23 protein-coding genes are annotated in these 22,445 nt (G+C 63.1%); 11 read left to right on the forward strand and 12 right to left on the reverse strand.

Annotated elements, in window-relative coordinates; genetic code table 11:
* Window positions 1–230: 230 nt before the first annotated feature.
* From FJ946_RS10105 to FJ946_RS10115, 3 genes are all read right to left on the reverse strand, one after another.
* A complete protein-coding gene (locus FJ946_RS10105) occupies window positions 231–1,181 on the reverse strand; it encodes an acetyl-CoA carboxylase carboxyltransferase subunit alpha (RefSeq protein WP_140500751.1) in 951 nt (316 codons plus the stop codon).
* A 98-nt stretch (window positions 1,182–1,279) separates the two neighbouring features.
* A complete protein-coding gene (locus FJ946_RS10110; RefSeq protein WP_140565831.1) occupies window positions 1,280–2,197 on the reverse strand; it encodes a site-specific tyrosine recombinase XerD in 918 nt (305 codons plus the stop codon).
* 22 nt (window positions 2,198–2,219) lie between these two features.
* Window positions 2,220–2,372 carry a histidine kinase gene (locus FJ946_RS10115; RefSeq protein WP_140513945.1) on the reverse strand — a complete coding sequence of 51 codons (153 nt, stop codon included), beginning with the start codon at window positions 2,370–2,372 and terminating at the stop codon, window positions 2,220–2,222.
* 207 nt (window positions 2,373–2,579) lie between these two features.
* On the opposite strand from FJ946_RS10115, the gene FJ946_RS10120 reads away from it, so the two are divergent.
* Genes FJ946_RS10120 through FJ946_RS10130 form a run of 3 tightly spaced genes read left to right on the forward strand, consistent with a single transcriptional unit; the run spans window position 2,580 to window position 5,283 of the window.
* On the forward strand, window positions 2,580–3,191 hold the full coding sequence (locus FJ946_RS10120) for a shikimate kinase (protein WP_140513911.1): 612 nt from the start codon (window positions 2,580–2,582) through the stop codon (window positions 3,189–3,191).
* Window positions 3,188–4,393 carry a 3-dehydroquinate synthase gene (gene aroB, locus FJ946_RS10125; protein WP_246673103.1) on the forward strand — a complete coding sequence of 402 codons (1,206 nt, stop codon included), beginning with the start codon at window positions 3,188–3,190 and terminating at the stop codon, window positions 4,391–4,393. Before FJ946_RS10120 ends, aroB begins: the two co-directional genes overlap by 4 nt.
* Complete coding sequence (locus tag FJ946_RS10130) at window positions 4,390–5,283, forward strand: HlyC/CorC family transporter (protein ID WP_140565834.1); 894 nt, start codon at window positions 4,390–4,392, stop codon at window positions 5,281–5,283. Before aroB ends, FJ946_RS10130 begins: the two co-directional genes overlap by 4 nt.
* A 47-nt stretch (window positions 5,284–5,330) precedes the next feature.
* Here FJ946_RS10130 and FJ946_RS10135 read toward each other — a convergent pair whose 3' ends face one another.
* The 3 genes from FJ946_RS10135 to FJ946_RS10145 are packed head-to-tail and all read right to left on the reverse strand — an operon-like array spanning window position 5,331 to window position 10,165.
* Complete coding sequence (locus tag FJ946_RS10135; protein ID WP_140565837.1) at window positions 5,331–6,875, reverse strand: SpoVR family protein; 1,545 nt, start codon at window positions 6,873–6,875, stop codon at window positions 5,331–5,333.
* 10 nt (window positions 6,876–6,885) lie between these two features.
* Window positions 6,886–8,196: a YeaH/YhbH family protein gene (locus FJ946_RS10140; RefSeq protein WP_140565840.1), complete on the reverse strand. Its 1,311-nt coding sequence runs from the start codon at window positions 8,194–8,196 to the stop codon at window positions 6,886–6,888.
* A gap of 19 nt (window positions 8,197–8,215) precedes the next feature.
* The gene (locus FJ946_RS10145; RefSeq protein WP_140500854.1) at window positions 8,216–10,165 is read right to left on the reverse strand and encodes a PrkA family serine protein kinase; all 1,950 of its coding nucleotides are present in this window, start codon (window positions 10,163–10,165) and stop codon (window positions 8,216–8,218) included.
* A gap of 341 nt (window positions 10,166–10,506) precedes the next feature.
* Between FJ946_RS10145 and FJ946_RS10150 the strand changes: the two genes are divergently transcribed.
* Window positions 10,507–11,310, forward strand: a complete 804-nt coding sequence (locus FJ946_RS10150; RefSeq protein ID WP_140565843.1) for an alpha/beta hydrolase — start codon at window positions 10,507–10,509, stop codon at window positions 11,308–11,310.
* Window positions 11,311–11,365: 55 nt separating this feature from the next.
* On the opposite strand, the gene FJ946_RS10155 is transcribed toward FJ946_RS10150, so the two are convergent.
* The gene (locus FJ946_RS10155; RefSeq protein WP_140560160.1) at window positions 11,366–11,668 is read right to left on the reverse strand and encodes a BolA family protein; all 303 of its coding nucleotides are present in this window, start codon (window positions 11,666–11,668) and stop codon (window positions 11,366–11,368) included.
* A 183-nt stretch (window positions 11,669–11,851) separates the two neighbouring features.
* On the opposite strand from FJ946_RS10155, the gene FJ946_RS10160 reads away from it, so the two are divergent.
* From FJ946_RS10160 to FJ946_RS10175, 4 genes are all read left to right on the forward strand, one after another.
* A complete protein-coding gene (locus tag FJ946_RS10160) occupies window positions 11,852–12,472 on the forward strand; it encodes a J domain-containing protein (protein WP_140500760.1) in 621 nt (206 codons plus the stop codon).
* Window positions 12,473–12,595: 123 nt separating this feature from the next.
* The gene (cobS, locus tag FJ946_RS10165) at window positions 12,596–13,582 is read left to right on the forward strand and encodes a cobaltochelatase subunit CobS (protein WP_140500761.1); all 987 of its coding nucleotides are present in this window, start codon (window positions 12,596–12,598) and stop codon (window positions 13,580–13,582) included.
* 11 nt (window positions 13,583–13,593) lie between these two features.
* Window positions 13,594–15,492, forward strand: coding sequence for a cobaltochelatase subunit CobT (gene cobT, locus FJ946_RS10170; RefSeq protein WP_140565846.1), 1,899 nt, complete (start codon window positions 13,594–13,596; stop codon window positions 15,490–15,492).
* The gene (locus tag FJ946_RS10175) at window positions 15,489–16,517 is read left to right on the forward strand and encodes an esterase-like activity of phytase family protein (RefSeq protein WP_140565849.1); all 1,029 of its coding nucleotides are present in this window, start codon (window positions 15,489–15,491) and stop codon (window positions 16,515–16,517) included. The genes cobT and FJ946_RS10175 overlap by 4 nt, the downstream gene beginning before the upstream one ends.
* Before the next feature lie 87 nt (window positions 16,518–16,604).
* Here FJ946_RS10175 and FJ946_RS10180 read toward each other — a convergent pair whose 3' ends face one another.
* From FJ946_RS10180 to rpmB, 3 genes are all read right to left on the reverse strand, one after another.
* On the reverse strand, window positions 16,605–17,285 hold the full coding sequence (locus FJ946_RS10180; protein WP_140565852.1) for a hypothetical protein: 681 nt from the start codon (window positions 17,283–17,285) through the stop codon (window positions 16,605–16,607).
* A 3-nt stretch (window positions 17,286–17,288) separates the two neighbouring features.
* Window positions 17,289–17,972, reverse strand: a complete 684-nt coding sequence (locus FJ946_RS10185) for a queuosine precursor transporter (RefSeq protein ID WP_140565855.1) — start codon at window positions 17,970–17,972, stop codon at window positions 17,289–17,291.
* A 164-nt stretch (window positions 17,973–18,136) separates the two neighbouring features.
* Window positions 18,137–18,433 (reverse strand): 50S ribosomal protein L28, encoded by a 297-nt coding sequence (gene rpmB / locus FJ946_RS10190; RefSeq protein WP_140500766.1) that lies wholly within the window; start codon window positions 18,431–18,433, stop codon window positions 18,137–18,139.
* Window positions 18,434–18,684: 251 nt separating this feature from the next.
* Between rpmB and FJ946_RS10195 the strand changes: the two genes are divergently transcribed.
* The 3 genes from FJ946_RS10195 to FJ946_RS10205 are packed head-to-tail and all read left to right on the forward strand — an operon-like array spanning window position 18,685 to window position 21,086.
* A complete protein-coding gene (locus tag FJ946_RS10195; RefSeq protein WP_140500767.1) occupies window positions 18,685–19,473 on the forward strand; it encodes a DUF3108 domain-containing protein in 789 nt (262 codons plus the stop codon).
* 27 nt (window positions 19,474–19,500) lie between these two features.
* Window positions 19,501–20,415 carry an EamA family transporter gene (locus FJ946_RS10200; protein WP_140525410.1) on the forward strand — a complete coding sequence of 305 codons (915 nt, stop codon included), beginning with the start codon at window positions 19,501–19,503 and terminating at the stop codon, window positions 20,413–20,415.
* Window positions 20,412–21,086, forward strand: a complete 675-nt coding sequence (locus tag FJ946_RS10205; RefSeq protein ID WP_140565858.1) for a lysoplasmalogenase family protein — start codon at window positions 20,412–20,414, stop codon at window positions 21,084–21,086. Before FJ946_RS10200 ends, FJ946_RS10205 begins: the two co-directional genes overlap by 4 nt.
* A 15-nt stretch (window positions 21,087–21,101) precedes the next feature.
* Here FJ946_RS10205 and FJ946_RS10210 read toward each other — a convergent pair whose 3' ends face one another.
* Entirely contained in the window at window positions 21,102–21,542 is a 441-nt protein-coding gene (locus FJ946_RS10210) for a cupin domain-containing protein (protein ID WP_140547437.1), read from the reverse strand.
* Between the two features lie 23 nt (window positions 21,543–21,565).
* Window positions 21,566–22,333 carry a hydroxyacylglutathione hydrolase gene (gene gloB, locus FJ946_RS10215; protein ID WP_140565861.1) on the reverse strand — a complete coding sequence of 256 codons (768 nt, stop codon included), beginning with the start codon at window positions 22,331–22,333 and terminating at the stop codon, window positions 21,566–21,568.
* Window positions 22,334–22,445: the final 112 nt, after the last annotated feature.

The raw sequence follows: 22,445 nt of genomic DNA on the forward strand, positions 1-22,445 counted from the left end.
TCGGGCCAATGGCTTCGAAACGGCCGAGCCCGCATGCTGAACACAGACGGACCGTAAGCCCGTTAACCTTGAAAATTCCTTACCGCAAGCCTCGGCCACCCCTCACGGCAATTCCATTGAACCGAATCCGGCGGCATTTTTGTGGCGAAATTGCTCATCGCCGCCACATTGCCGTGGAGCGTTGCCGTGGAGGCGGCTTGCGGCGGCCCGGTTGAGCCGCCAAATCGTGGTCAGAGGCTGCGGCCCATTGCCAGATACTTCTCGCGGCGCTGCTCGCGAAAATCCATGTTGGCGCCGGCAAAATCCTTCATCGTCCTGGCGATGAGATCGCCCGTCGCGGCAATCACCGTTTCGGGTGCGCGCTGGGCGCCGCCGATCGGTTCGGGAATGATGGCGTCGATGATCTTCAGTTCCAGAAGGTCCTGGGCGGTGATCTTCATGTTGGTCGCCGCGTCCTTGGAGCGCGTCGTGTCGCGCCACAGGATGGAGGCCGCGCCCTCGGGCGAGATCACCGAATAGATGGCATGTTCCAGCATGTAGACGCGGTTGGCGGTGGCGATGGCAATGGCGCCGCCCGAACCGCCTTCACCGATGACAACCGAAATCGATGGCACCTTGAGCGCAAGGCAGGCCGAGGTCGAACGGGCAATGGCTTCGGCCTGGCCGCGCTCCTCGGCGCCGACGCCGGGATAGGCGCCGGCCGTGTCGACCAATGTCAGCAGCGGGATCTTGAAGCGGTCGGCAAGCTCCATCAGCCGCACGGCCTTGCGATAGCCTTCGGGGCGCACCGAGCCGAAATTGTGCTTCAGCCGGCTCGCCGTGTCGGAGCCCTTCTCCTGGCCGAGGATCGCTACCGGTTCGCCGCGGAACCGGGCAAAGCCGCCGACGATCGCCTGGTCCTCGCCGAAATTGCGGTCGCCGGCGAGCGGCGTGAAATCGCTGAACAGGCCCTTGATGTAGTCGACGCAGTGGGGCCTGTCGGAGTGGCGCGCCACCTGCACCTTCTGCCATGGGGTCAATGCCTTGTAGAGATCGCGCAGGGCATCGCGCGACCGCTTCTCGAGCCTGCTGATCTCGTCGGCGACATCGACCGCCTCGCCGTTCTCGGCAAGCTTCTTCAGTTCCAGGATCTTGAGTTCCAGATCCTGCACCGGCTTTTCGAAATCGAGGTAGTTGTACATGCTTGGGCGGACCGATACGTCGGAAGCAAAGACTGGCGGGACCCTGAAATCCGGGGCTCCGGGCGATGGAACGTCGCCCTCACATAGCGATATGAGGTCTAGTCGGCAAGCGGGTGATGATCGTTGACCAGCCGCACCAATCGCTCCTCCAGCACATGGGTATAGATCTGTGTCGTCGATATGTCGGCATGGCCGAGCAGTTGCTGCACGGCCCTGAGATCGGCCCCGTTCTGCAAGAGATGGCTGGCGAAAGCATGGCGAAGCACATGTGGCGAGACCTTGGCCGAGGCGATGCCGGCCCGGGCCGCCAGCCCCTTGAGGTCGCGAGCGAAGACCTGGCGCGAGAGGTAGCCGCTGTCCGACGCGGCAGGAAACAGGAACGGGCTGTCAGCGAAAGCGGGCACCTTGGCCCGGGCGGCGAGCCAGGCTCGCATCGCCGCGCGCGCCTTGGCCGACAGCGGCACCATGCGCTCCTTGTCGCCCTTGCCGCGCACCATGAAGAAGCGATCGTCGCGTTGCGCCACCGTCACCGGCAAGCCGACCAGTTCCGAAACGCGCAGGCCTGTCGCATAAAGCACTTCGACCAGCGCGTGCAGACGCAGCGCCGCCAGCCTGTCGCTCTCGCCAAGCCCGGCATCGCCGGCCTCCTGCGCGGCGCGGTCGATCAGCCGGCCGGTGTCGGCCTCGCTCATGGTCTTCGGCAGCGGGCGGCCTTTTTTCGGGCTGTCCAGCGTGCCGGTCGGGTCGTCGCCGCGCAGGCCCTCGGCGTAGAGGAATTTGAAGAACTGGCGGATCGCCGACAATTTGCGTGCCTGCGATGTCGGTGCGAAGCCGCGTGCGGCGATGTCGTCGAGATAGGCGCGGATGTCCGCGGCGCCGGCGCCGGCAAGACCGCCAGGGATTTCCTGCGAAGCGTCATCGAGGTCGCGGCGATAGGAGGAAAGCGTGTTTTCGGCGGCACCCCGCTCGGCGCTCATCATCTCCAGAAAGGCTTCGATGCGGGCGGCGCTGTTCATTTCCTGAAGTTTTTCTTCGGGCTCAGTTTTTCTTTGGGTTCAGCTTTTCCGCAGGGATGCGCACGCTCATTTCCGCCTTTTTCGGCTCGACGAACATCACCAACGCGAACATCGTACCATAGGCGATGCCCGCCAGAATCGCTGTTATCACGACGAGGCGAAACAGTGTCGGCATCAATCTTCGCCCGTCTTCTTGTTCTGCGTTTCCAAACCCTGTGCCCTTATGGGACGCCAATCCGGCCAATTCAAGCGAGAAGCTGAAGCGCGCCGGCAACTTCCAATGCAGCCGGTTGCTCGCCCGCGGGAGGCCAGCCTGCCTCAGTGCGCTTGACGCAACCGGGCTTTTCATGTCGATACGCCGGCAAAGAGGGCTTCGAGGCTGATGAACGCGCTACCAGCAAATCCTCCGGGCGGGAGCCATGCCGCGCTGCTGGGCAGGCTCGGCGGCCGCTCCATCGTCTTTGTCGGCCTGATGGGCGCCGGCAAGACCGCGATTGGCCGCAAGGTCGCCAGCGTGCTGGCGCTGCCTTTCATCGACAGCGACCAGGAGATCGAAAGCGTCTCGCGCATGACCGTTCCGGAACTGTTCGAACGCTATGGCGAAACCGAGTTCCGGGCGCTGGAGCAGCGCGTCATCCTGCGCGTGCTGGAAAACGGCCCGCAGGTGCTGTCGACCGGCGGCGGCGCCTTCATGAACGCACAGACGCGCGAGGCGATAGCGGCACATGGCGTGTCGGTATGGCTGAAGGCCGAACTCGACCTTTTGATGGACCGGGTCTCCAAGAAACAGAACCGGCCGCTGCTGAAGAGCCCCGATCCGCGTGGCGTGCTCGAGCGGCTGATGAGTGAACGCTATCCGGTCTATGCGACATCGGACGTCACCGTGCCGACCCGCGACGACCGCAAGGAAGTCATCGCGGCCGAGGTGGTGGAGGCGCTGTGCCGGCATTTCGATATAGCCCAGACCACTCCCGCGGGCGAGGTCGAACCATGAGCGCCGCTGCTGCCGTTGCCGTCGAGGTTGGACTTGGCGAGCGGGCTTACGACATCCTGATCGGGCCGGGGCTTTTGTCGCACGCCGGCGCCGAGATGTCGCGCCGCCTGCCGGGCCGACGCGCCGCGGTCGTGACCGACGAAAACGTCGCGGCGGCGCATCTCGATACGCTGAAGGCCGGCTTGCTCGAGAGCGGCATCGAGCCCGCCGTGATCACGCTGCCGCCCGGCGAGAAAACCAAGAGTTTCGCGCATCTCGAAGCGGTGGTGGACGGCGTCCTGGCCGCGAAGCTGGAACGCGGCGATGTCGTCATCGCCCTCGGCGGCGGCGTCATCGGCGACCTGGCCGGCTTTGCCGCCGGCATCGTGCGCCGCGGCATGAACTTCGTGCAGATCCCGACCTCGCTCCTGGCGCAGGTCGATTCCTCGGTCGGCGGCAAGACCGGCATCAACAGCGCGCGCGGCAAGAACCTGGTCGGCGTCTTCCACCAGCCGAAGCTGGTGCTGGCCGATACCGGAGTGCTCGATACGCTGCCGATCCGCGAATTTCGCGCCGGCTACGCCGAACTCGCCAAATACGGGCTGATCGACCGGCCCGAATTCTTCGCCTGGCTGGAGAAAAACTGGGCCAGCGTGTTCGCCGGCGGACCGGAGAGGGTGGAGGCCATCGCCGAGGCCTGCCGCGCCAAGGCGGATGTCGTTGCCCGCGACGAGTTCGAGACCGGCGACCGCGCGCTCCTCAATCTCGGCCACACGTTCGGCCATGCGCTGGAGGCCGCCACCCGATATGACGGCGCCCGCCTCGTGCATGGCGAAGGCGTCGCCATCGGCATGGCGCTGGCGCATCGCTTCTCGTCGCGGCTCAACCTGGCCAGTCCAGACGATGCGGCGCGCGTCGAGGCGCATCTCAACACGGTGGGACTGCCGTGGCGGATGGCCGACATTCCGGGCGAACTGCCCGACGCCGATGCGCTGCTTGGCTTCATCACCCAGGACAAGAAAGTGTCGCGCGGCGCGCTGACCTTCATCCTGACGCGCGGCATCGGAGAGGCCTTCATCGCCAAGGACGTGCCGGCCTCGGAAGTGCTCTCGTTCCTCAGGGAGAACCACCCGAGCGCGACGGAAAGCCGTCCGGGCCGGCAAGGAAGCCGTCCGGACAGGCAAGAGAGCCGTCCGGACAGGCAAGGAAGCCGTCCGAAATGAACGGGGCCGGCTGGATCGTTGTCGCTGTCCTTGCCGTCCTCATCGTGTTGGCCGTCGCCATGCGCACGCGCCTGCTTGCCGCTTTGGGCTATGAACTGTCGCGCATCGAGCCGCAGCGTTCGAGCGGGGACGAGCTGCGCGGCGCCGTCGACGATTTCCGCCGTGACGGCCAGGTGGTGCGCGAGGAGCGCGACCGCGTCGGCGGGTTGTTCGACCTCGAAGAGCTCGAAGTTTCCGACGTCATGGTCCACCGCACCAATATGCGCTCGGTCAATGCCGACAATGCGCCGGAAGCCGTGGTGCGCGAGATCCTCCAGAGCCCGCACACCCGCATGCCTTTGTGGAAGGGGTCGCTCGACAACATTGTCGGCGTGCTGCACGCCAAGGATCTGCTGCGCGCCCTCAACGATGTCGGCAACGACTTCTCCAGGATCGATGTGATGAAGATCGCGTCAAAGCCCTGGTTCGTGCCCGATACCACGACATTGCAGGAACAGCTCAACGCCTTCCTGCGCCGCAAGGCGCATTTCGCCGTCGTCGTCGACGAGTATGGCGAGGTCGAAGGGCTGGTGACGCTGGAGGACATCATCGAGGAGATTGTCGGCGAGATCGCCGACGAGCACGATGTCGACATACAGGGCGTCAAGCAGGAGGCGGACGGTTCCGTCGTCGTCGACGGAACCGTGCCGATCCGCGACCTGAACCGGGCGCTCGATTGGGACCTGCCGGACGAGGAGGCAACCACCATCGCCGGCCTGGTCATCCATGAGACGCAGTCGATCCCCGAGGAGAAGCAGGCCTTCACCTTCCACGGCAAGCGTTTCATCGTCATGAAACGCGACAAGAACCGCGTCGCCAGGCTCAGGATCAGGCCGGCAGGCGACAGCTGAACGGTCCATCGTGTCGCAGACACGCACAACCGCGTCATCCCTGATGCTCAACAGTCCTTGGTCGAGCGTTCGCCGACCATTGCGTCGGTGTCGGCGTCGACGGCCGCCAAGCTGACTTCATAGCCCCAGAGATGCCGGATGTGGCGAAGGGTCGCGTCGCGGCTGTCATTCTCCAGCACGACCCCATTCTTCACCTTGTGCTGTAGCCGCAAATGCCGGTCGCCGAGCAGGTCCACGTCCACAACCTGGATGTCGGGCCGGCTCGCGCCCACATCATAGCTGTGGGCCAGCGCGGCGCGTATGTTGTTGTAGCCCCGCTCGTTGTGGATCGATGCGACTTCGTAGTGCGGCTGGTCGGCTCCATCGGCCAGGACGAAGAGCCGCCATTTTCGTATCAAGGTCGGGCTGAGATACTGGCGAATGAAGGATTCGTCGCGGTGGTTGGCCCACGCGTCGAGCAGCGTCTCAAGCCAGTCGCCACGGCCGGCTATGTCCGGGAACCAGTCGCGATCTTCGGCTGTCGGCTCGGTCGAGATGCGCTGAATGTCCTGCATCATGTCAAGCCCGAGCGCGTAGGGGTTGATGCCGGAAAACCGCTGGTCGTCGAAGGATGGCTGGAAGATCACGTTCGAGTGGTTGCGCAGGATTTCGAGCATCGCGCCTTCGGTGATCCGGCCACGGTCGAACAGCATGTTCATGAGCGTGTAGTGCACGAAAGTGGCGCAGCCTTCGTTCATCACCTGGGTTTGCCGCTGCGGGTAAAAATACTGCGCAATGACGCGGACGATCCTGAGGATCTCGCGCTGCCAGGGTTCGAGCACGAGGCTGTTCTTCTCAAGGAAATAGAGCAGGTTTTCCTCGGGCAGATTAAGCGATTTCTTCCGTTCCGACACGCCTTCATCGCCCGCTTCGGAGTTGTCGGCGTCCTGCGTGGGCGGCAGGGTGCGCCATAAGTCATTGTAGGAACGCTCCTCGTATTCGAGGCGCTCGCGAAGTCCCTCGCGCTGCTGCTCCGACGACAGTTTCGGCGGCCGGTGATACCGGAACACGCCTTGCTCCATCAGCGCGTGAGCGGAATCGAGAATGGCTTCCACGGCGGCCAGGCCGTGCCGCTCCTCGCACCGGGCGATGTAGCCCTTGGCAAAGTCCAGATAGCTCAGGATTCCTCCGGCATCCGTCCATTGGCGGAAAAGGTAATTGTTCTTGAAGAAGTGATTGTGTCCAAGTGCTGCATGGGCAGTCACCAAGGCCTGCAGCGCCATGGTGTTTTCCTCCATCAGGTAGACGATGCAGGGATTGGAATTGATGACCAATTCATAGGCCAGCCCGCGACCGCCTTTGCGATAGAGAAGCTCGTTGTAGAGGAAATGCTTGCCGAACGACCAATGCCGGTACATCAGCGGCATGCCGACCGACGAGTAGGCGTCGAGCATCTGCTCGGAAGAGATGACCTCCATCTGCACCGGATAGGTGTCGAGATGAAGCTGGTCGACCGCAATCGCCTCGATCTCCTCATAGACCCGCGACAGCTTTTTGAAATCCCAGTCGGATCCGGAGAAAAGCAACCCCGATTTGTTGGCCTGGCCAGCCATCCGGCACCCCTTACGCGCTCTTGGCCATAGCCGGCTGCCTGGCGAAAAGCTGGCGAAATACCGGGTAGATATCGGCCGGAGCGGCGATGCGCCTCATCTGGAAGTTCGGCCATTTTTGCTCGACGGCGCTATAGGCGCGCCAGAGCGAGGTGCCATTTTCGGTCGAGCCGAAAATATGACTTTCGCGTTCGTCGATGATCTCCACATAGGCGAAATACTGGCACAGGCGCATGAGCTTGCCGTGGAGCAGTTCTATGCAGCGCTGCGAGTCGGTGGCGAAATTGTCACCGTCCGAAGCCTGGGCCGCATAGATGTTCCACTCCGTGGCCGGATAGCGTTGTTCTATGATGCGTTGCATTTCCTCCAGCGCGGTGGAAACGACCGTGCCTCCGCTTTGCGTGCAGTAGAAGAATGTCTCTTCGTCCACCTCCTGGGCCTCGTGCGTGTGGCGGATGAAGACGATCTCCGTGCGCTCATAGCGTCGGGTCAGGAACAGGTGCAGCAGAACGAAGAAGCGCTTGGCCAAATCCTTCTCGCGCTCGCCCATCGACCCGGAGACGTCCATCAGGCAGAACATGACGGCGCTGGCATTCGGCACCGGCTGCGGGTCGAAGCGATTGAAGCGGATGTCGACGGGATCGACAAAGGCAATGCGCTTTCGGCGGCGCTCCAGCCGCTCGAGTTCCTCCCGCAAAGTCAAGATGCGTTCGCGGGTCGCGGCATTTGGCGGCTTCGATTCCAGTTTGGCGAGCTGCCGGAGGATCTCATCCAGCTCCGGCTGCTTTGGGCGCCCAAGCGCGATACGGCGGGCGTGGCTGTTTCGCATCGTGCGCCCGACATTGATGTTGGTCGGTGATCCTGTTGCCGCAAAACCTGCCCGCCTTGGCTTGAATGCGAGTATCTGCTTGAGATTGAGCTTGACCAGATCCGGCAGTTCGAGATCCTCGAAAAAGAGGTCGAGAACTTCCTCGCGCGAAAGCACGAAGCGAAAGTCGTCCTCGGATGCCGTGTTTCCCGGCGACGAGGAGCCTGCGCCGCCCTGCCCGGGTTTGGGCACCAGGTCACCGGGAATGAACGTCCTGTTTCCTGGCAGGATGTGCTGGCGCCGGCCGCTGTCCCTGGCATCGCTGAAGGTCGGTTCGCTGGTGCCTCTGTGAGGCATCGGCACGGCATGCCCGCTGTCCACATCGGCGATCCGGCCCGTCCTTATCTGGTCACGGATGCTCCGCTTGAGTTCTTCCCGCGCGCGCCTGAGAAAGCGCTGGCGATTGCCCAGGTTCTTGTCCTTCGGATTGAGGCGGCGGTCGATGAAGATCGGCATGGAACCATCCGGGCTTTTCTCAGCCCGCCTTGTTCACGCGCATGTACCAGTCGACCAGCCGCCGTACCTGCCGCTCGGTGTAGCCGCGTTGCACCATGCGCTGCACGAATTCATTGTGCCGCTTTTCCGTGACGCTGTCCTGCTTGGAGCCGAAACTGATCACCGGCAGAAGATCTTCGACTTGGCCGAACATGCGCTTCTCGATAACCTCGCGCAGCTTTTCGTAGCTTGTCCATGATGGGTTGCGGCCGTGGTTGCGTGCCCGGGCACGCAGCGTGAACTTGACCACTTCGTTGCGGAAATCCTTGGGGTTGGCGATGCCGGCCGGTTTTTCGACCTGCGACAATTCCTTGTCCAATATCTCGCGATTGAGGATCTGGCCCGTATCGGGATCCTTGTAGTCCTGATCTTCGATCCAGGCATCGGCATAGGCGATGTAGCGGTCGAATAGGTTCTGGCCATACTCGCTGTACGATTCCAGATAGGCCTTCTGGATCTCGTGGCCGATGAACTCGGCATAGCGCGTTGCCAGTTCCGACTTGATGAACTCGAGATAGCTCGCTTCCGTCTCCTTTGGGAACTGCTCGCGCTTGATCGCCTCTTCCAGGATGTACATCAGGTGCACGGGATCCGCCGCGACCTCGTTGGTGTCGTAGTTGAATGTCTGCGACAGGATCTTGAAGGCGAAGCGCGTGCTTACGCCGGTCATGCCCTCGTCGACGCCGGCGGCGTCGCGATATTCCTGAACCGACTTGGCCCGGGGGTCGACCTCCTTGAGGTTTTCGCCGTCATAGGCGCGCATCTTGGTGTAGAGCGGCGAATTGTCGTGCTCGGCAAGACGGGTCGAGACCGTGAACCGGCTGAGAATATCCAGCACTTCAGGTGCGCAGGGGCTGCCGGCCAGCTCGCTCTCGCGCAACAGTTTCTCGTAGATATGCCTTTCTTCGGTGATCCGCAGGCAATACGGCACCTTGACCACGAGGATGCGGTCGAGAAAGGCCTCATTATTCTTGTTGTTCTTGAACTGTTGCCACTCCGATTCGTTGGAATGGGCAACGATGATGCCCTGATAGGGGAAGGCGCCGAAATTCTCGGTGCCGTTATAGCTGCCTTCCTGGGTCGCCGTCAGCAGCGGATGCAGGACCTTGATGGGCGCCTTGAACATCTCGACGAATTCGAGCAGGCCTTGCGTGGTCCGGTTCAGCCCGCCGCTGTAGGAATAAGCGTCCGGATCGGACTGGCTGAAATCCTCCAATTGTCTGATGTCGACCTTGCCAACCAGAGCCGAGACATCCTGATTGTTCTCGTCGCCAGGCTCCGTCTTGGCTATAGCGATCTGGCGCAGCCGCGAGGGCATCAATTTCACCACGCTGAATTTGGAAATGTCGCCAGACAATTCATCAAGCCGCTTGGCCGCCCAGGGCGAGATAATGCCGTTGAGGCGACGCCGGGCTATGCCGTATTTGTCCTCCAGCAGATCGCCCATGCGATCGGGATGGAACAGGCCGAGCGGCGATTCGAAAATCGGACTGATCTGATTGCCGGCCTTCAGCGTGTAGATCGGGCGTTCCTCCATCAGTTTCTTCAGCCGTTCGGCCAGGGAGGACTTGCCACCGCCGACAGGCCCGAGGAGATAGAGGATCTGCTTGCGCTCCTCGAGCCCTTGGGACGCATAGCGGAAATAGCCGGCGATGCGCTCGATCGTATCCTCCATTCCGTAGAAATCGGAGAAGGTGGGATACACCTTGACCGTGCGGTTGGAGAAAATGCGGCCGAGCCGCTCGTCCTTGCTGGTGTCGACCAGGTTCGGCTCGCCGATTGCCTCGACCATCCGTTCCGGCGCCGAGGCATACATTGACTTGTCTTCCCGGCAGGCAAGGAGATACTGCTGGAGGCTTATTTCCTCCTGGCCCGCGTTTGCATAAATCTCCGAAAACAGATCGAAGACGTCGGACTGGTTCTCACCCATGATGGTTGCCCTCAGAGCCATTCTGGCTGCCGCCCGGCTCATCTCATTCAACTACCGGGATGCATTGTGGTTCCCTCCACATTGGAGAGAGAGCGTGTATCTGCATCGAACTTGGACAGCACACAGTTACAATGCTCGTCTCATATCTCAGGTGGTGATGGCCAGAGGAGACCGTCAAGGGCAAATATCGATTTCGTGAACCGAACGGCAAAGCGAGTGCATTGATGCGGCTGGTACGGTGTTGAATCAGATCGTTGAGCACTCCCAAGTCTAACGGGATGCTCGTGGTGCGTGCGGGCATTCCTCGTTTACATATCGGGCCCAACGATCGGGAGATTGCGATGATCGGTCGACGAAGCCTTATTTTGGTCTCCGCGGCGGCGATGTTGCCATTGGGCACATCGGTCGCATGGGGCCAGCGCCAACCCGTGCCGACAACCTTCGATTACGGGCCGGCCAAGCTCGATATCTATGCGCCGGATGGCGCACGCGGATTGCCGGTCGTCTTCTTCGTCCATGGCGGCGCCTGGCGCTCCGGCAAGCGCTCGCAGGTCAACGCGAAGCCGGCCTTCCTGCTCGCCAACGGGTTTTGTCTGGTCTCCATCGACTATCGCATGCTGCCCGAAGCGGAGGTCGCCACCCAGGCCGACGATGTCGAAAAGGCCTATGCCTATGTCCGCGCCAACATTGCCCGGCATGGCGGCGATGCCAGGCGGATCGTGGCCATGGGCCATTCGGCCGGTTGCCACCTCGTTGCGCTGACCGGCATGCGTGGCGGTCTACCGGGTGTCGCCGCGCTGCTTCTCGACGACACCAGGGCCTATGACCTCGCCGCGCTTTCCAGGAATGGCGGCATGGGGGCCTATGCGCGGGCCTTCCCCGATCCCGCGCAATGGGCGGCGTTGTCGCCGGCCAGTTATGTAGATGGCCGCAAGCACCCGCCGACCTTCATCGCCTACTCAGGCGCTTCGGGCCGGGACGGGGACTCCAAGGCGTTCGCCGAGCGCTTGCGCGCCACCGGCACCAAGGTGACGCTGTTCGACGGCAGCGCCTATACGCACATGTCGATCAACCGCGATTTCGGCGAGGATGGCGACGCCTTGACCGGGGCGGCACTGGCATTCCTGAAATCGGCGGTTGGGTGATTGCGGCATCGAAACGGAGCTCTGAACGTCACCGCGAGGAGCGAGGAGGACCGGCCTACCAGCGCGTCTTTTCGCCGGGAGCCGCCGGTTCGATCGCCAGCGCGTGCAGGCCAGCCTTCAATTCGTCGGCCAAAAGCGCGTTGACCGCGCGGTGGCGCTCGATGCGGCTCATGCCGGCAAAATCCTGCGAAACAATGCGGACGCGGAAATGCGTCTCGCCGGTGCCGTCGAACGTAGCCTGGTGGCCGGATTCCACATGATGATGGCCGGCGTGCAGATGGCTTTCGTTGATGACGACCAGCCGCTCCGGCGAAAATGCCTTGCTCAACTTGTCTTCCATGGTTGCCTGTATGGACATTGCCGTCTCCCTTCACCACATATCGCCAGCGGGATCGCGGAAGCCGAACCGACTTCGTTGCATGCCGCGCTTCAACAAAATCGGTCCTCCGCCTGCTTTATGCCGCGATTCAGCGGTTAGGGCGATCATCGCGAAAATGTCAATTCTTGTTTCGCATCTGCGAACGCCCCATAAATGGGTTAGATGAAGCCGTATCCCAAATATTTCGAGAAGATCCGCATCCGCCAGGAGAAGGACGCGGAGCTGAAGTCGCACGCGCCGATCTGCCAGTGGGATGGCTGCAAGGAGGCGGGCACCCATCGCGCTCCGGTCGGGCGCATGAAGGAGGGCGAGTATTTCCGCTTCTGCTTCGACCATGTGCGCGAGTACAACAAGGGTTTCAACTATTTTTCCGGCGTTCCGGACACCGAGGTCGCCCGTTTCCAGAAGGAGGCGATGACCGGCCATCGGCCGACCTGGAAGATGGGCGTCAACGGCGCCTCGACGCGCTCGTCTCCCGATATGGCGCAGATGCGCTCCGGCCGCGCCGGCTACTACAACCGGATGCGCGACCCGTTCGACCTGTTCAAGGGGCCGAAGGATCCCCGGGAGGTGCGCGAGCGCAAGGCCAAGCCGCTTGAGGCCAAGGCGCTGGAAACGCTTGGCCTTGATACAAAGGCGACTGGCAAGGAGATCAAGGCGCGCTATAAGGAACTGGTGAAGCGTCACCATCCGGATGCGAATGGCGGCGACAGAGGTTCGGAAGACCGGTTCCGCGATGTGCTCCAGGCCTATCGCGTGCTCAAGCAGGCGGGTTTGTGCTGAGCGACCCAACGGTTCGTGTCGTTTTCCAACTTTCATAAGGGTGGAAAAGGCTCTAAGACCGCCCCCGGAGAAAATCGATTGCCGGCGAAATCAGTCGTTTCGCCCGTGGAGACGTGGATAGAGATGAACAAGGTCGATCGCGACATCGCCAACCTGCCCGACACCACGGTGTCGGTGAAGGACAAATTCGGCTTCGACTCCAAGATGGTGGTGCCGGCCTATTCGGTCACCAGCGAACATGTGCCCGACATCGATCCCGACTATCTTTTCGACAAGGCGACGACGATGGCGATCCTCGCCGGCTTCGCCTACAACCGGCGCGTCATGGTCTCGGGCTATCACGGCACCGGCAAATCGACCCATATCGAGCAGGTCGCGGCCCGCCTCAACTGGCCTTGCGTGCGCGTCAATCTCGACAGCCATGTCAGCCGCATCGACCTCGTCGGCAAGGACGCGATCGTGGTCAAGGACGGCTTGCAGATCACCGAATTCCGCGACGGCATTCTGCCCTGGGCCTACCAGCACAATGTGGCGCTGTGCTTCGACGAATATGACGCCGGCCGTCCGGACGTGATGTTCGTCATCCAGCGCGTGCTGGAATCGTCTGGTCGGCTGACGCTGCTCGACCAGAGCCGCGTCATCCGTCCGCATCCGGCGTTCCGGCTGTTCTCGACCGCCAACACGGTCGGGTTGGGCGACACCACCGGCCTCTATCACGGCACCCAGCAGATCAACCAGGCGCAGATGGACCGCTGGTCGATCGTCACCACGCTGAACTACCTGCCGCACGACAATGAGGTGAATATCGTGCTGGCCAAGGCCAAGCACTATCGCGACGGCAAGGGCAAGGACATCGTCAACAAGATGGTGCGCGTCGCAGACATGACGCGCTCGGCCTTCATCAATGGCGATCTGTCGACCGTGATGAGCCCGCGTACCGTCATCACCTGGGCGGAGAATGCCGAGATCTTCGGCAATATCGGCATGGCGTTCCGGCTGACCTTCCTCAACAAATGCGACGAACTGGAGCGCTCGGTGGTGGCCGAGTTCTACCAGCGCGCCTTCGGCGAGGATCTGCCGGAGAGCGCCGCCAATGTGGTGCTGGGCTAAGCAGAGCCTCGATGGCGGGTCCGGGCGACAATACGCGCAACAAGTCGAAGGCGGGCTCTGAAGCCGACAGCTTCAAGCGCGCCGTCACCGTCTGCATGCGCGCCATCGCCGGCGACAAGGAGCTGGAAGTCGGCTTCGCCAAGGACCGCCCGGCGCTCGCCGGCAGCCGCGCCCGGCTGCCGGAATTGCCCAAGAAAGCGTCCAAGGCCGACATAGCCATCACCCGCGGCCTCGGCGATTCCATGGCGCTCAAGCGCGCCTGCCATGACGTGCGCATCCACAGCAGACTGGCGCCGGAAGGCAAGGCGGCCCGCGCCATCTACGACGCGGTCGAACAGGCGCGCGTCGAGGCGATCGGCAGCCGCGCCATGCAAGGGGTCGCCGACAATATAGGCTCGATGCTGGAGGACAAATACGCCAAGGCCAATCTCGTCGACGTCAAGGATAAGGCCGACGCCCCGATCGAGGAGGCGCTGGCGCTGATGGTGCGCGAGAAGCTGACCGGCCGGCCGATTCCCAAGAGCGGCGAGCGGCTGGTCGAGCTCTGGCGCCCCTGGGTCGAGGAAAAGGCCAGCGCCGACCTCGACGGGCTGTCGTCCAAGCTCGACGACCAGCAGGCCTTCGCCCGCGTCGTGCGTGAAATGCTCGCCTCCATGGAAATGGCCGAGGAACTCGGCGACGAGCAGGAGACCGAAGACTCGGAGGACAATGACGATAACCAGCCGCAAGGCGAGGAACAGAGCGAGGAAGGCGGCGAGGACGATTCCGGCTCCGAACAGTCGCAGTCCGAGGATGCCGAGGCTTCCTCTGACGACGAGCAGTCGGCCGAGACCGAAGCCTCCGACGCCACTGCCGACGATTTGTCCGACGACGACGATGCCGATGCCGAGACGCCCGGTGAGGCGCGCCGCAACGACAACCCTTTCACCAACCTTCCGAAGGAGATCGATTACAAGGTCTTCACGTCAGCTTTCGACGAGACGGTGGGGGCGGAGGAGCTTTGCGAGGAAGAAGAGCTCGACCGGCTGCGCGCCTTTCTCGACAAGCAACTCGCCAACCTGTCCGGCGTCGTCGGCCGGCTGGCCAACCGTTTGCAGCGCCGCCTGATGGCGCAGCAGAACCGGTCGTGGGATTTCGACCTGGAGGAGGGCTATCTCGATCCGGCACGGTTGGTGCGCGTCGTCATCGATCCGATGCAGCCGCTGTCTTTCAAGCAGGAGCGCGACACCAAATTCCGCGACACGGTGGTGACGCTGGTGCTCGACAATTCGGGTTCCATGCGCGGCCGGCCGATCACCGTGGCCGCCACCTGCGCCGACATTCTGGCGCGCACGCTGGAACGCTGCGGCGTTTCGGTCGAGATTCTGGGCTTCACCACGCGCGCCTGGAAAGGCGGGCAGGCCCGCGAGAAGTGGCTGAAGGACGGCAAGCCGCCGAATCCGGGCCGGCTGAACGACCTGCGCCACATCATCTACAAGTCGGCCGACCATCCCTGGCGGCGGGCACGGCGCAATCTCGGCCTGATGATGCGCGAAGGCCTGCTCAAGGAAAACATCGATGGCGAGGCGCTGCTGTGGGCGCATAACCGGCTGATCGCCCGGCCAGAGCAGCGCAAGATCCTGATGATGATCTCCGACGGCGCGCCGGTCGACGATTCGACGCTGTCGGTCAATCCGGGCAATTATCTCGAGCGCCATCTGCGCGCCGTCATCGAGCTGATCGAGACGCGCTCGCCGGTCGAGCTGCTTGCCATCGGCATCGGCCATGACGTTACCCGCTATTACCGGCGCGCCGTCACCATTGTCGATGCCGAGGAACTGGCCGGCGCCATGACCGAGCAATTGGCTTCGCTGTTCGCCGAGGAAAGCGCACGCGATACGCGGCGCGGCGGCATGCGGCGCGCCGGATGATCTTTTCGCACGGCGGATTTCGACAAGCACTTTTCGCCGCCATCGCCCTGTTTGCCGGTGCAGCCCCGGTGCCATCCAGTTCAGCCGGCGCGACCTCGGTTGAACCGGTCGAGGTCTTAGCCCGCCCGATCACCGAATTCCGTATAGGCCGTGCCGACAAGCAATTCGGTCCGCTCGAATTCGTCGGCGGGCTGGAGATGACGTCGCCGTCGCGCGATTTCGGCGCGCTGTCGGCCTTCCGTTTCCTGAAAGGCGGTCGCGACTTCGTCGGCGTCGCCGATACCGGATTCTGGTTCTTCGGCACCGTGACCCATGATGCGGACAAGCGCCCGTCAGGCATCGGGGACTTCCGCATGGAACAGATGGTCGATGCATCGGGCCGGCCGATCGACGAGAAATCGGAAGTCGATGCCGAGGGGCTTTCCGTCAAGGACGGCATTGCCACCGTGGGTTTCGAGCGCAACCATCGCGTCGCCCAGTTTAAAATTGGCTCCGACGATATGAAGGCGCCGATCAGGCAGATGGATTTCCTGGTTCCGGCATGGGAGCTGCGCCGGAACCGAGGCTTCGAGACCGTCACCCACGCCAATGCCAATGGCCGCCACCAAGGTGGCCTGGTCGTGGTGTCGGAAAAGAGCTTGGACAAGGCCGGCAACATCTATGCCGCCATCATCGAAGGTCCGCACAAGGGCGTCTTCACCGTCAAGCGCAACGGCGATTTCGATATCACCGATGGGGCTTTCCTGCCGGATGGCGACCTTCTGCTGCTGGAGCGCAGTTTCACGATGGCAGGAGGCCTCAAGATGCGGCTGCGGCGCATTGATGGCGAGACCGTCGAGAAGGGCGCGGTCGCCGACGGTCCGGTGCTGCTGGAAGCCGATATGGGCTACCAGATCGACAATATGGAAGGGCTCGACGTCTGGACGCGCGAAGACGGCGCGCTGATGGTGTCGCTGATCTCCGACGACAATCACTCGATCCTGCAGCGCAATCTCTACCTGGAATTCATTTTGCACCAGGACTGATTTGGCGCTCCAGCTGCGAAGCTGAAGTTGAGGGTATTCAACGCCGGCTTCGATTTGGTCGACTATTCATCAAATGACGGCGTCCGCTCAGGGTCGCGAGCCGTTGGTGGCGATCCAGATGACATGGCGCGCGCCGCGCTTGCCGTTGGCGCGCGTGCTCACCTCCTCGACCGCGAAACCTGCCTGCTTCAGCCGCCGGGTGAAGCCGCTGTCCGGCCCTTGCGACCACACCGCAAGCACGCCGCCGGGCTTCAGTGCGGTGCGCGCTGCCGCCAGGCCCAGCAGGCTGTACAGCGCGTCGTTGGATTTGTGAACGATGCCGTCCGGGCCGTTGTCGACATCGAGCAGGATGGCGTCCCAGACCGCGGGCCGGGATCTTATCAACTGCCCGACATCGGCCTCCCGCACGATGACGCGCGGATCGTCGAGACAGCCACCAAACACCTCCGCCATCGGCCCTCGTGCCCACGCGACGACCGCCGGCACCAACTCCGCGACAGTGATTTCGGCATTCTCGCCCAACTCGGCGAGAGCGGCGCGCAGCGTAAAACCCATGCCAAGGCCGCCGATCAGCATTCTCGGCTGTCTGCGGCCGGCGATCCTCTGACAGGAGAGCCTGGCCAACGCTTCTTCCGAGCCGCTGAGGCGGCTGTTCATCAACTCGTTGGTGCCCAGCATGATCGAGAATTCGGAACCGCGCCGCTTGAGCCGAAGCTCCTGCGCGCCATCCGGGGTTTTCGCGGAGTCCAGCTGGATCCAGGGAATCACGGCCTAGACCGCAGCAACAGCCGGCTGGCTCCAGCGGGCGGCGAGCAGCCGATAGGGGATCAGTGCCACGACGGCGATGATCAGCTTCACGCTGAGGTCGCCAAGCGCCCAGGAGACCCAACGCATGGCCTCGACCGGCAGCACGCCCATCAGCGGCGCCGTTTCCAGCGCAAAACTGTCGCTTGGGCCAGCGAAGGCGAAAGCCGCGGAGAAAGCGACGCTGAAGAACACGACGGTGTCGAACACCGAGCCGACTAACGTGCCGACGATCGGCGCCCGCCACCAGCTCTGTCGGCGCAGACGGTTGAACACGGTCACGTCGAGCAATTGCGCGGTGAGGAAGGCCGCGCCGGACGCCGCCGCGATGCGCACCAGCCGGTCGGCGGCGGTCTCGAATTCGATGAAACCATGGCGGAACAGGAAGGGCGGCACGAGGATCGAGCAGACCACCGCCGTCATGAAGCCGACAAAGACGATCCGGCGCGCCACGGCAGGCCCGTAGCGGCGGTTGGCAAGGTCGGTGACCAGAAAGGAGAACGGGTAGGTGAACGCGCCCCAGGTGAGCAGGTCGGCCAGCGACAAGCCGCCGATCCGACCCTGCATCGGGAACTGCACGAGGATATTCGATGCCACAACGACAAGCGCCATGGCGGCCACGAAGGGCAGGTATCGCGAGAAGGAAGTCATTTTTTTATCCTGGGTAATGGAACCAGCGGAGCGTCATGCCGAAACCGGATCGCGCTCGCTTTGTTCGAGCATCGGATTTCCGAAACCGCCTTGCGGACGGCGATCCGATGCTCAAGGCCAACAAGAGGTTGGCCAGGGCGGTCGTCCCCCGCCTGAAAGACAGTTTACGCGGCAGCCTGCTCGGCGAGCTTCTTGGCGATCTGCTTCTTCAAGAGGCGCGCGCGCTGCGACAGCTCCTTGACGTCAGCCTTGGCCAGGAAGGCGTCGAGACCACCGCGATGCTCGACCGAACGCAGCGCGTTGGCGGAAATGCGCAGGCGCACATTCTGGTTCAGCGCTTCCGAAATCAGCGTCACATTGACGAGGTTCGGCAGGAAGCGACGCTTGGTCTTGTTGTTGGCGTGGCTCACATTGTTGCCGGTCTGGACTGCCTTGGCAGTGAGTTCGCAGGTGCGGGACATGGTTCTAACCTTCAGTTCTCTCGGGGACCTGCCAAACCTTCGTGCCCACGCCGGGTGGCGCGCGGTTCTGGTCAAGCGGCCTTATGGAAAAAGTTGGCGTTCCATAGTTGCATTTCGCCCATGCGTCAAGCTCCAGCCTGGCCCAGCGGCATTTCATACTAAGGCCGGAATTCGTCGTATAAGCGGTTCCATAGGGACATGCCAGACCGGAGTTGTCCGCCTCCGGTTGAAATCAAGGATCCGATCGCGCCATGCTTCGCTTGCCCCATGCCCTTGCCGCCGCGCTGGCCGTCGCCTCGCCGTCGCCTGCGACGGCCGCCTCGCCGCAGTCCTTCAGGGGCGAATACACAGTGTCGTTTCTGGGCCTTTCTATCGCGAAATCAAGCTTTTCAAGCCATTATGAGAACGGCGTCTACTCGATCGACGGCAGCGTTTCCGCGGCCGGTCTCGCCAAGCTGTTCGATGACACGCGCGGCACGATCTCGTCCAAGGGTACGATTTCGGGCCAGAAGATGGTGCCGCAGGCGTTCCGCGCGGACTACACTTCCGGCAAGAAAGCCTCCGCCATCGACATTCGTTTTGCCAATGGCAACGTCATCTCGACGACGGTCGTTCCCGCGCCGGAAAAGCGCGATCCCGACAGTTGGGTGCCGCTTGGCGCCGGCGACCTGGCATCGGTGCTCGATCCGATGGCGGCAACCGTCATCCATGCCGGCAGCCTCGACAAGGTCTGCGGCCGCACCGTGAGGCTGTATGACGGCGAGATGCGCGCCAACCTGACGCTGAGCTACGCTTCAAAAGGGTCGATCTCGGTGCCCGGCTACAAGGGCGACACCGTCACATGCCGGATGGGTTTCGAGCCGGTGGCCGGCTACCGCAAGGGCCGCAAGGCGCTCAACTACCTCAAGAACAAAAGCCGCATAATGGTGACATTTGCGCCGCTCGGCCAAACCGGGGTATATGCGCCGATCCGCGCGACGGTCGGGACGCAGATCGGCACCTTGACCATCAGCGCCAGGCGTTTCGAAGCAATACAATAAGGCGCCACGCGCGCCGCTGGAGACAGAATGGGGCGCGCGACACTGATCGGCTTTTCGGCCGTGGCCATGTGGGCACTGCTGGCGTTGCTTACGGACGCATCCGGCAAGGTGCCGCCGTTCCTCTTGTCGGCGATCACCTTCTCGATCGGCACCGGGGTCGGGCTTTTCGCGCGCCTTTTCATGCCGGCCGCGGATAAAAGCCAGAGGATACCTCGCCAGGTCTGGGTGATCGGCATTGCCGGCCTTTTCGGCTACCACTTTTTCTACTTCACCGCGCTGCGCAACGCGCCGGCGGTGGAGGCCAGTCTGATCGCCTATCTGTGGCCGCTGCTGATCGTGCTCGGCTCGGCGCTGATGCCGGGCGAGCGGCTGGCCTGGAACCATATCGTCGGCGCGCTGCTTGGCCTTGCCGGCACCGTCCTCATCGTCACCAAGGGCGGCGGCCTCGCCTTCGACGCGCGCTATGCCTTCGGCTACGCCATGGCTGCCGTCTGCGCCGTGCTGTGGTCGTCCTATTCGCTCCTGTCGCGGCGTTTCCCGTCAGTGCCGACCAGCATCGTCACTTGGTTCTGCGCGGCGACCGCGCTGTTGTCGCTTGCCTGCCATCTGGCGCTGGAAGAGACGGTGCTGCCCGCGAGTGCCGGGCAATGGCTTGCCGTGCTCGGGCTCGGCCTGATGCCAGTGGGGGCAGCCTTCTATGCCTGGGATGTCGGGGTCAAGCGCGGCAACATCCAGGTGCTGGGCGCGGCAAGCTATGCCGCGCCGCTCCTGTCGACGCTGGTGTTGATCGCGGCCGGCGTCGCCGAACCGTCGCTGCGCATCCTCGCCGCTTGCGTGCTCATCACCGGCGGCGCTGCCCTGGCGGCAAAATCGCTGTTCCTGCGCAAGCCTGCGGCTGCCGAAGGCGGAGCCGGGGCATCCGAAGGCGGGGCCCGGGCATGACGATGCCGTTTCCGGGCGGCATCGACGGCAACGCCAATGCGACGCTGATCTTTTCCCTGGTGGCGGCGGTTGTCTACGCCTTCACATCAGGCATGGCGCCGACGCTCGCCCGTTCGGCGGCAAAAACGCTCGCCGTGGCCATGCTTGCCGTGCTGGCGGCGATGCAGGGCGGGCCGCTGCTGCTGGTCGCCGCCCTTGCACTGAGCGCCATCGGCGACGCCTTCCTGTCGCGGGATGGCGAAAAGATGTTTCTCGGCGGGCTGGGCAGCTTTCTCGGCGCGCATATCGTCTATGTCGTGCTGTTCCTGCGCAGGGGCGAGGGGCTGGGAGTGCTGGGGGCCCAACCCTGGCGCGCGGCAATCGCACTTGCGATGGCGGTATTTGTTATTCTCATGCTGGCGGCGCTGTGGCGCCGCGTCGGCCCGGCCCTGCGAGCGCCGATCGCGGGCTATGTCGCGGCCATCCTCGCCATGGGCATTTCGGCGCTGACGACGAGCAGTGCCGCTGTTATCGGCGGTGCCGTGCTGTTCATGGCGTCCGACGCGCTGCTGGCCACGGAACGCTTCCTGGCGGCCGCCATTTCGCCACATCGCGCCTGGATGCGTTTGGCGGTCTGGGGCCTCTACTACGCCGCGCAGCTCGTGATCACGCTTGGTTTCCTGCTGCGCTAAGGGTTTCCTGCTGCGTCAGAGCTGTTTAGGCCGCCAACCAGGCTCCGCCAGTTCAAACGCCGCAAAATCGAAGCCCGGCGCCACGGTGCAGCCGACCAGGGTCCACTCGCCCAGGCTGCGCGCCGATTGCCACCAGCCCGCCGGCACGACGATTTGCGGCCGCTCGCCGGCCGCAAGCTCGATGCCGAGCACCTGCTCGATCACCCCGTTAGCCTTTGGGCCGCCTTCTTCCCATATCGACAGCGCCAGCGGCGCGCCGGCGTAGAAGTGCCAGGCCTCGGCTGCATCCCTGACGCGATGCCAGGCGGAAACCTGGCCCTGCTCCAGCAGAAAATAGATCGCCGTCGAGTGGCCTCGAGCTCCGCCGCCCCCGTCGCGAAAGGTTTCCGTGTACCAGCCGCCTTCCGGATGCGGCTTCATGCCAAGGATGGCGATGATTTCTGCGGAACTCGTCATGGTTTCGACCAGTGTCGCTTGGCCTAGAAATTATCCTTGCGCTTGCGGATCTCGGCAAAAACCTCGACGTCCAACGCCTTCTCCATGCCGAAATGCCTGCGGATTGCCGGATCATGCCAGCGCAGGAAAGGGTTGGTCGACAATTCCTCGCCGATCGTGGTCGGCAGCGTCGGCTTGTTATCGGCGCGCAGCGCTTCAATTTTTGCCGCGCGTTCCTTCAATGCCGAATTGGTCGGGTCGACGCTCAGCGCGAAACGGGCGTTGGCGAGCGTGTATTCGTGCCCGCAATAGATCACGGTCGCGGCAGGCAGTGCCGCGAGCTTCTTCAGGGATTCAAACATCACCGGCGGCTTGCATTCGAACAGCCGCCCGCAACCGAGCGCGAACAGCGTGTCGGCGGTGAACGCCACTTTCGATGCCGGCAGGTGATAGGAGACGTGGCCAGCGGTGTGGCCGGGGGTGGCGATCACTTCGATACGTTCCTCGCCGAGATGCAGGACCGAACCGTCCTCGACCGTGTCGTCAATGCCGGGGATCCTGGCCTTTTCCGCTTCGGGACCGACGATGCGCAGCTTGAAGCGCTGCTTCAGCGCCAGATTGGCCTCGACATGGTCGACATGGTGATGCGTGGTCAGGATCATCGTCGGCGTCCAGCCGGTGCGCTTGACCGCAGCCAGGATCGCCGCTTCTTCCGGCGCATCGATAAGCGCGGTCTGACCGCTTTTGGGATCATACACCAGCACGCCGAAATTGTCGCTGCGGCACATGAACTGTTCGATTTCGACCGCCATCGCATCTCTCCATCTTTCGCCGCAGACATAGGACGCCGACGCGCGGATGTCATCCCGGAGATGACTAATGTCAGGATGTCATTCGACATCCGGGATCTCGGGACGTCGCGGC

Source organism: Mesorhizobium sp. B2-4-7 (genome assembly GCF_006442685.1).
GTDB lineage: Bacteria > Pseudomonadota > Alphaproteobacteria > Rhizobiales > Rhizobiaceae > Mesorhizobium.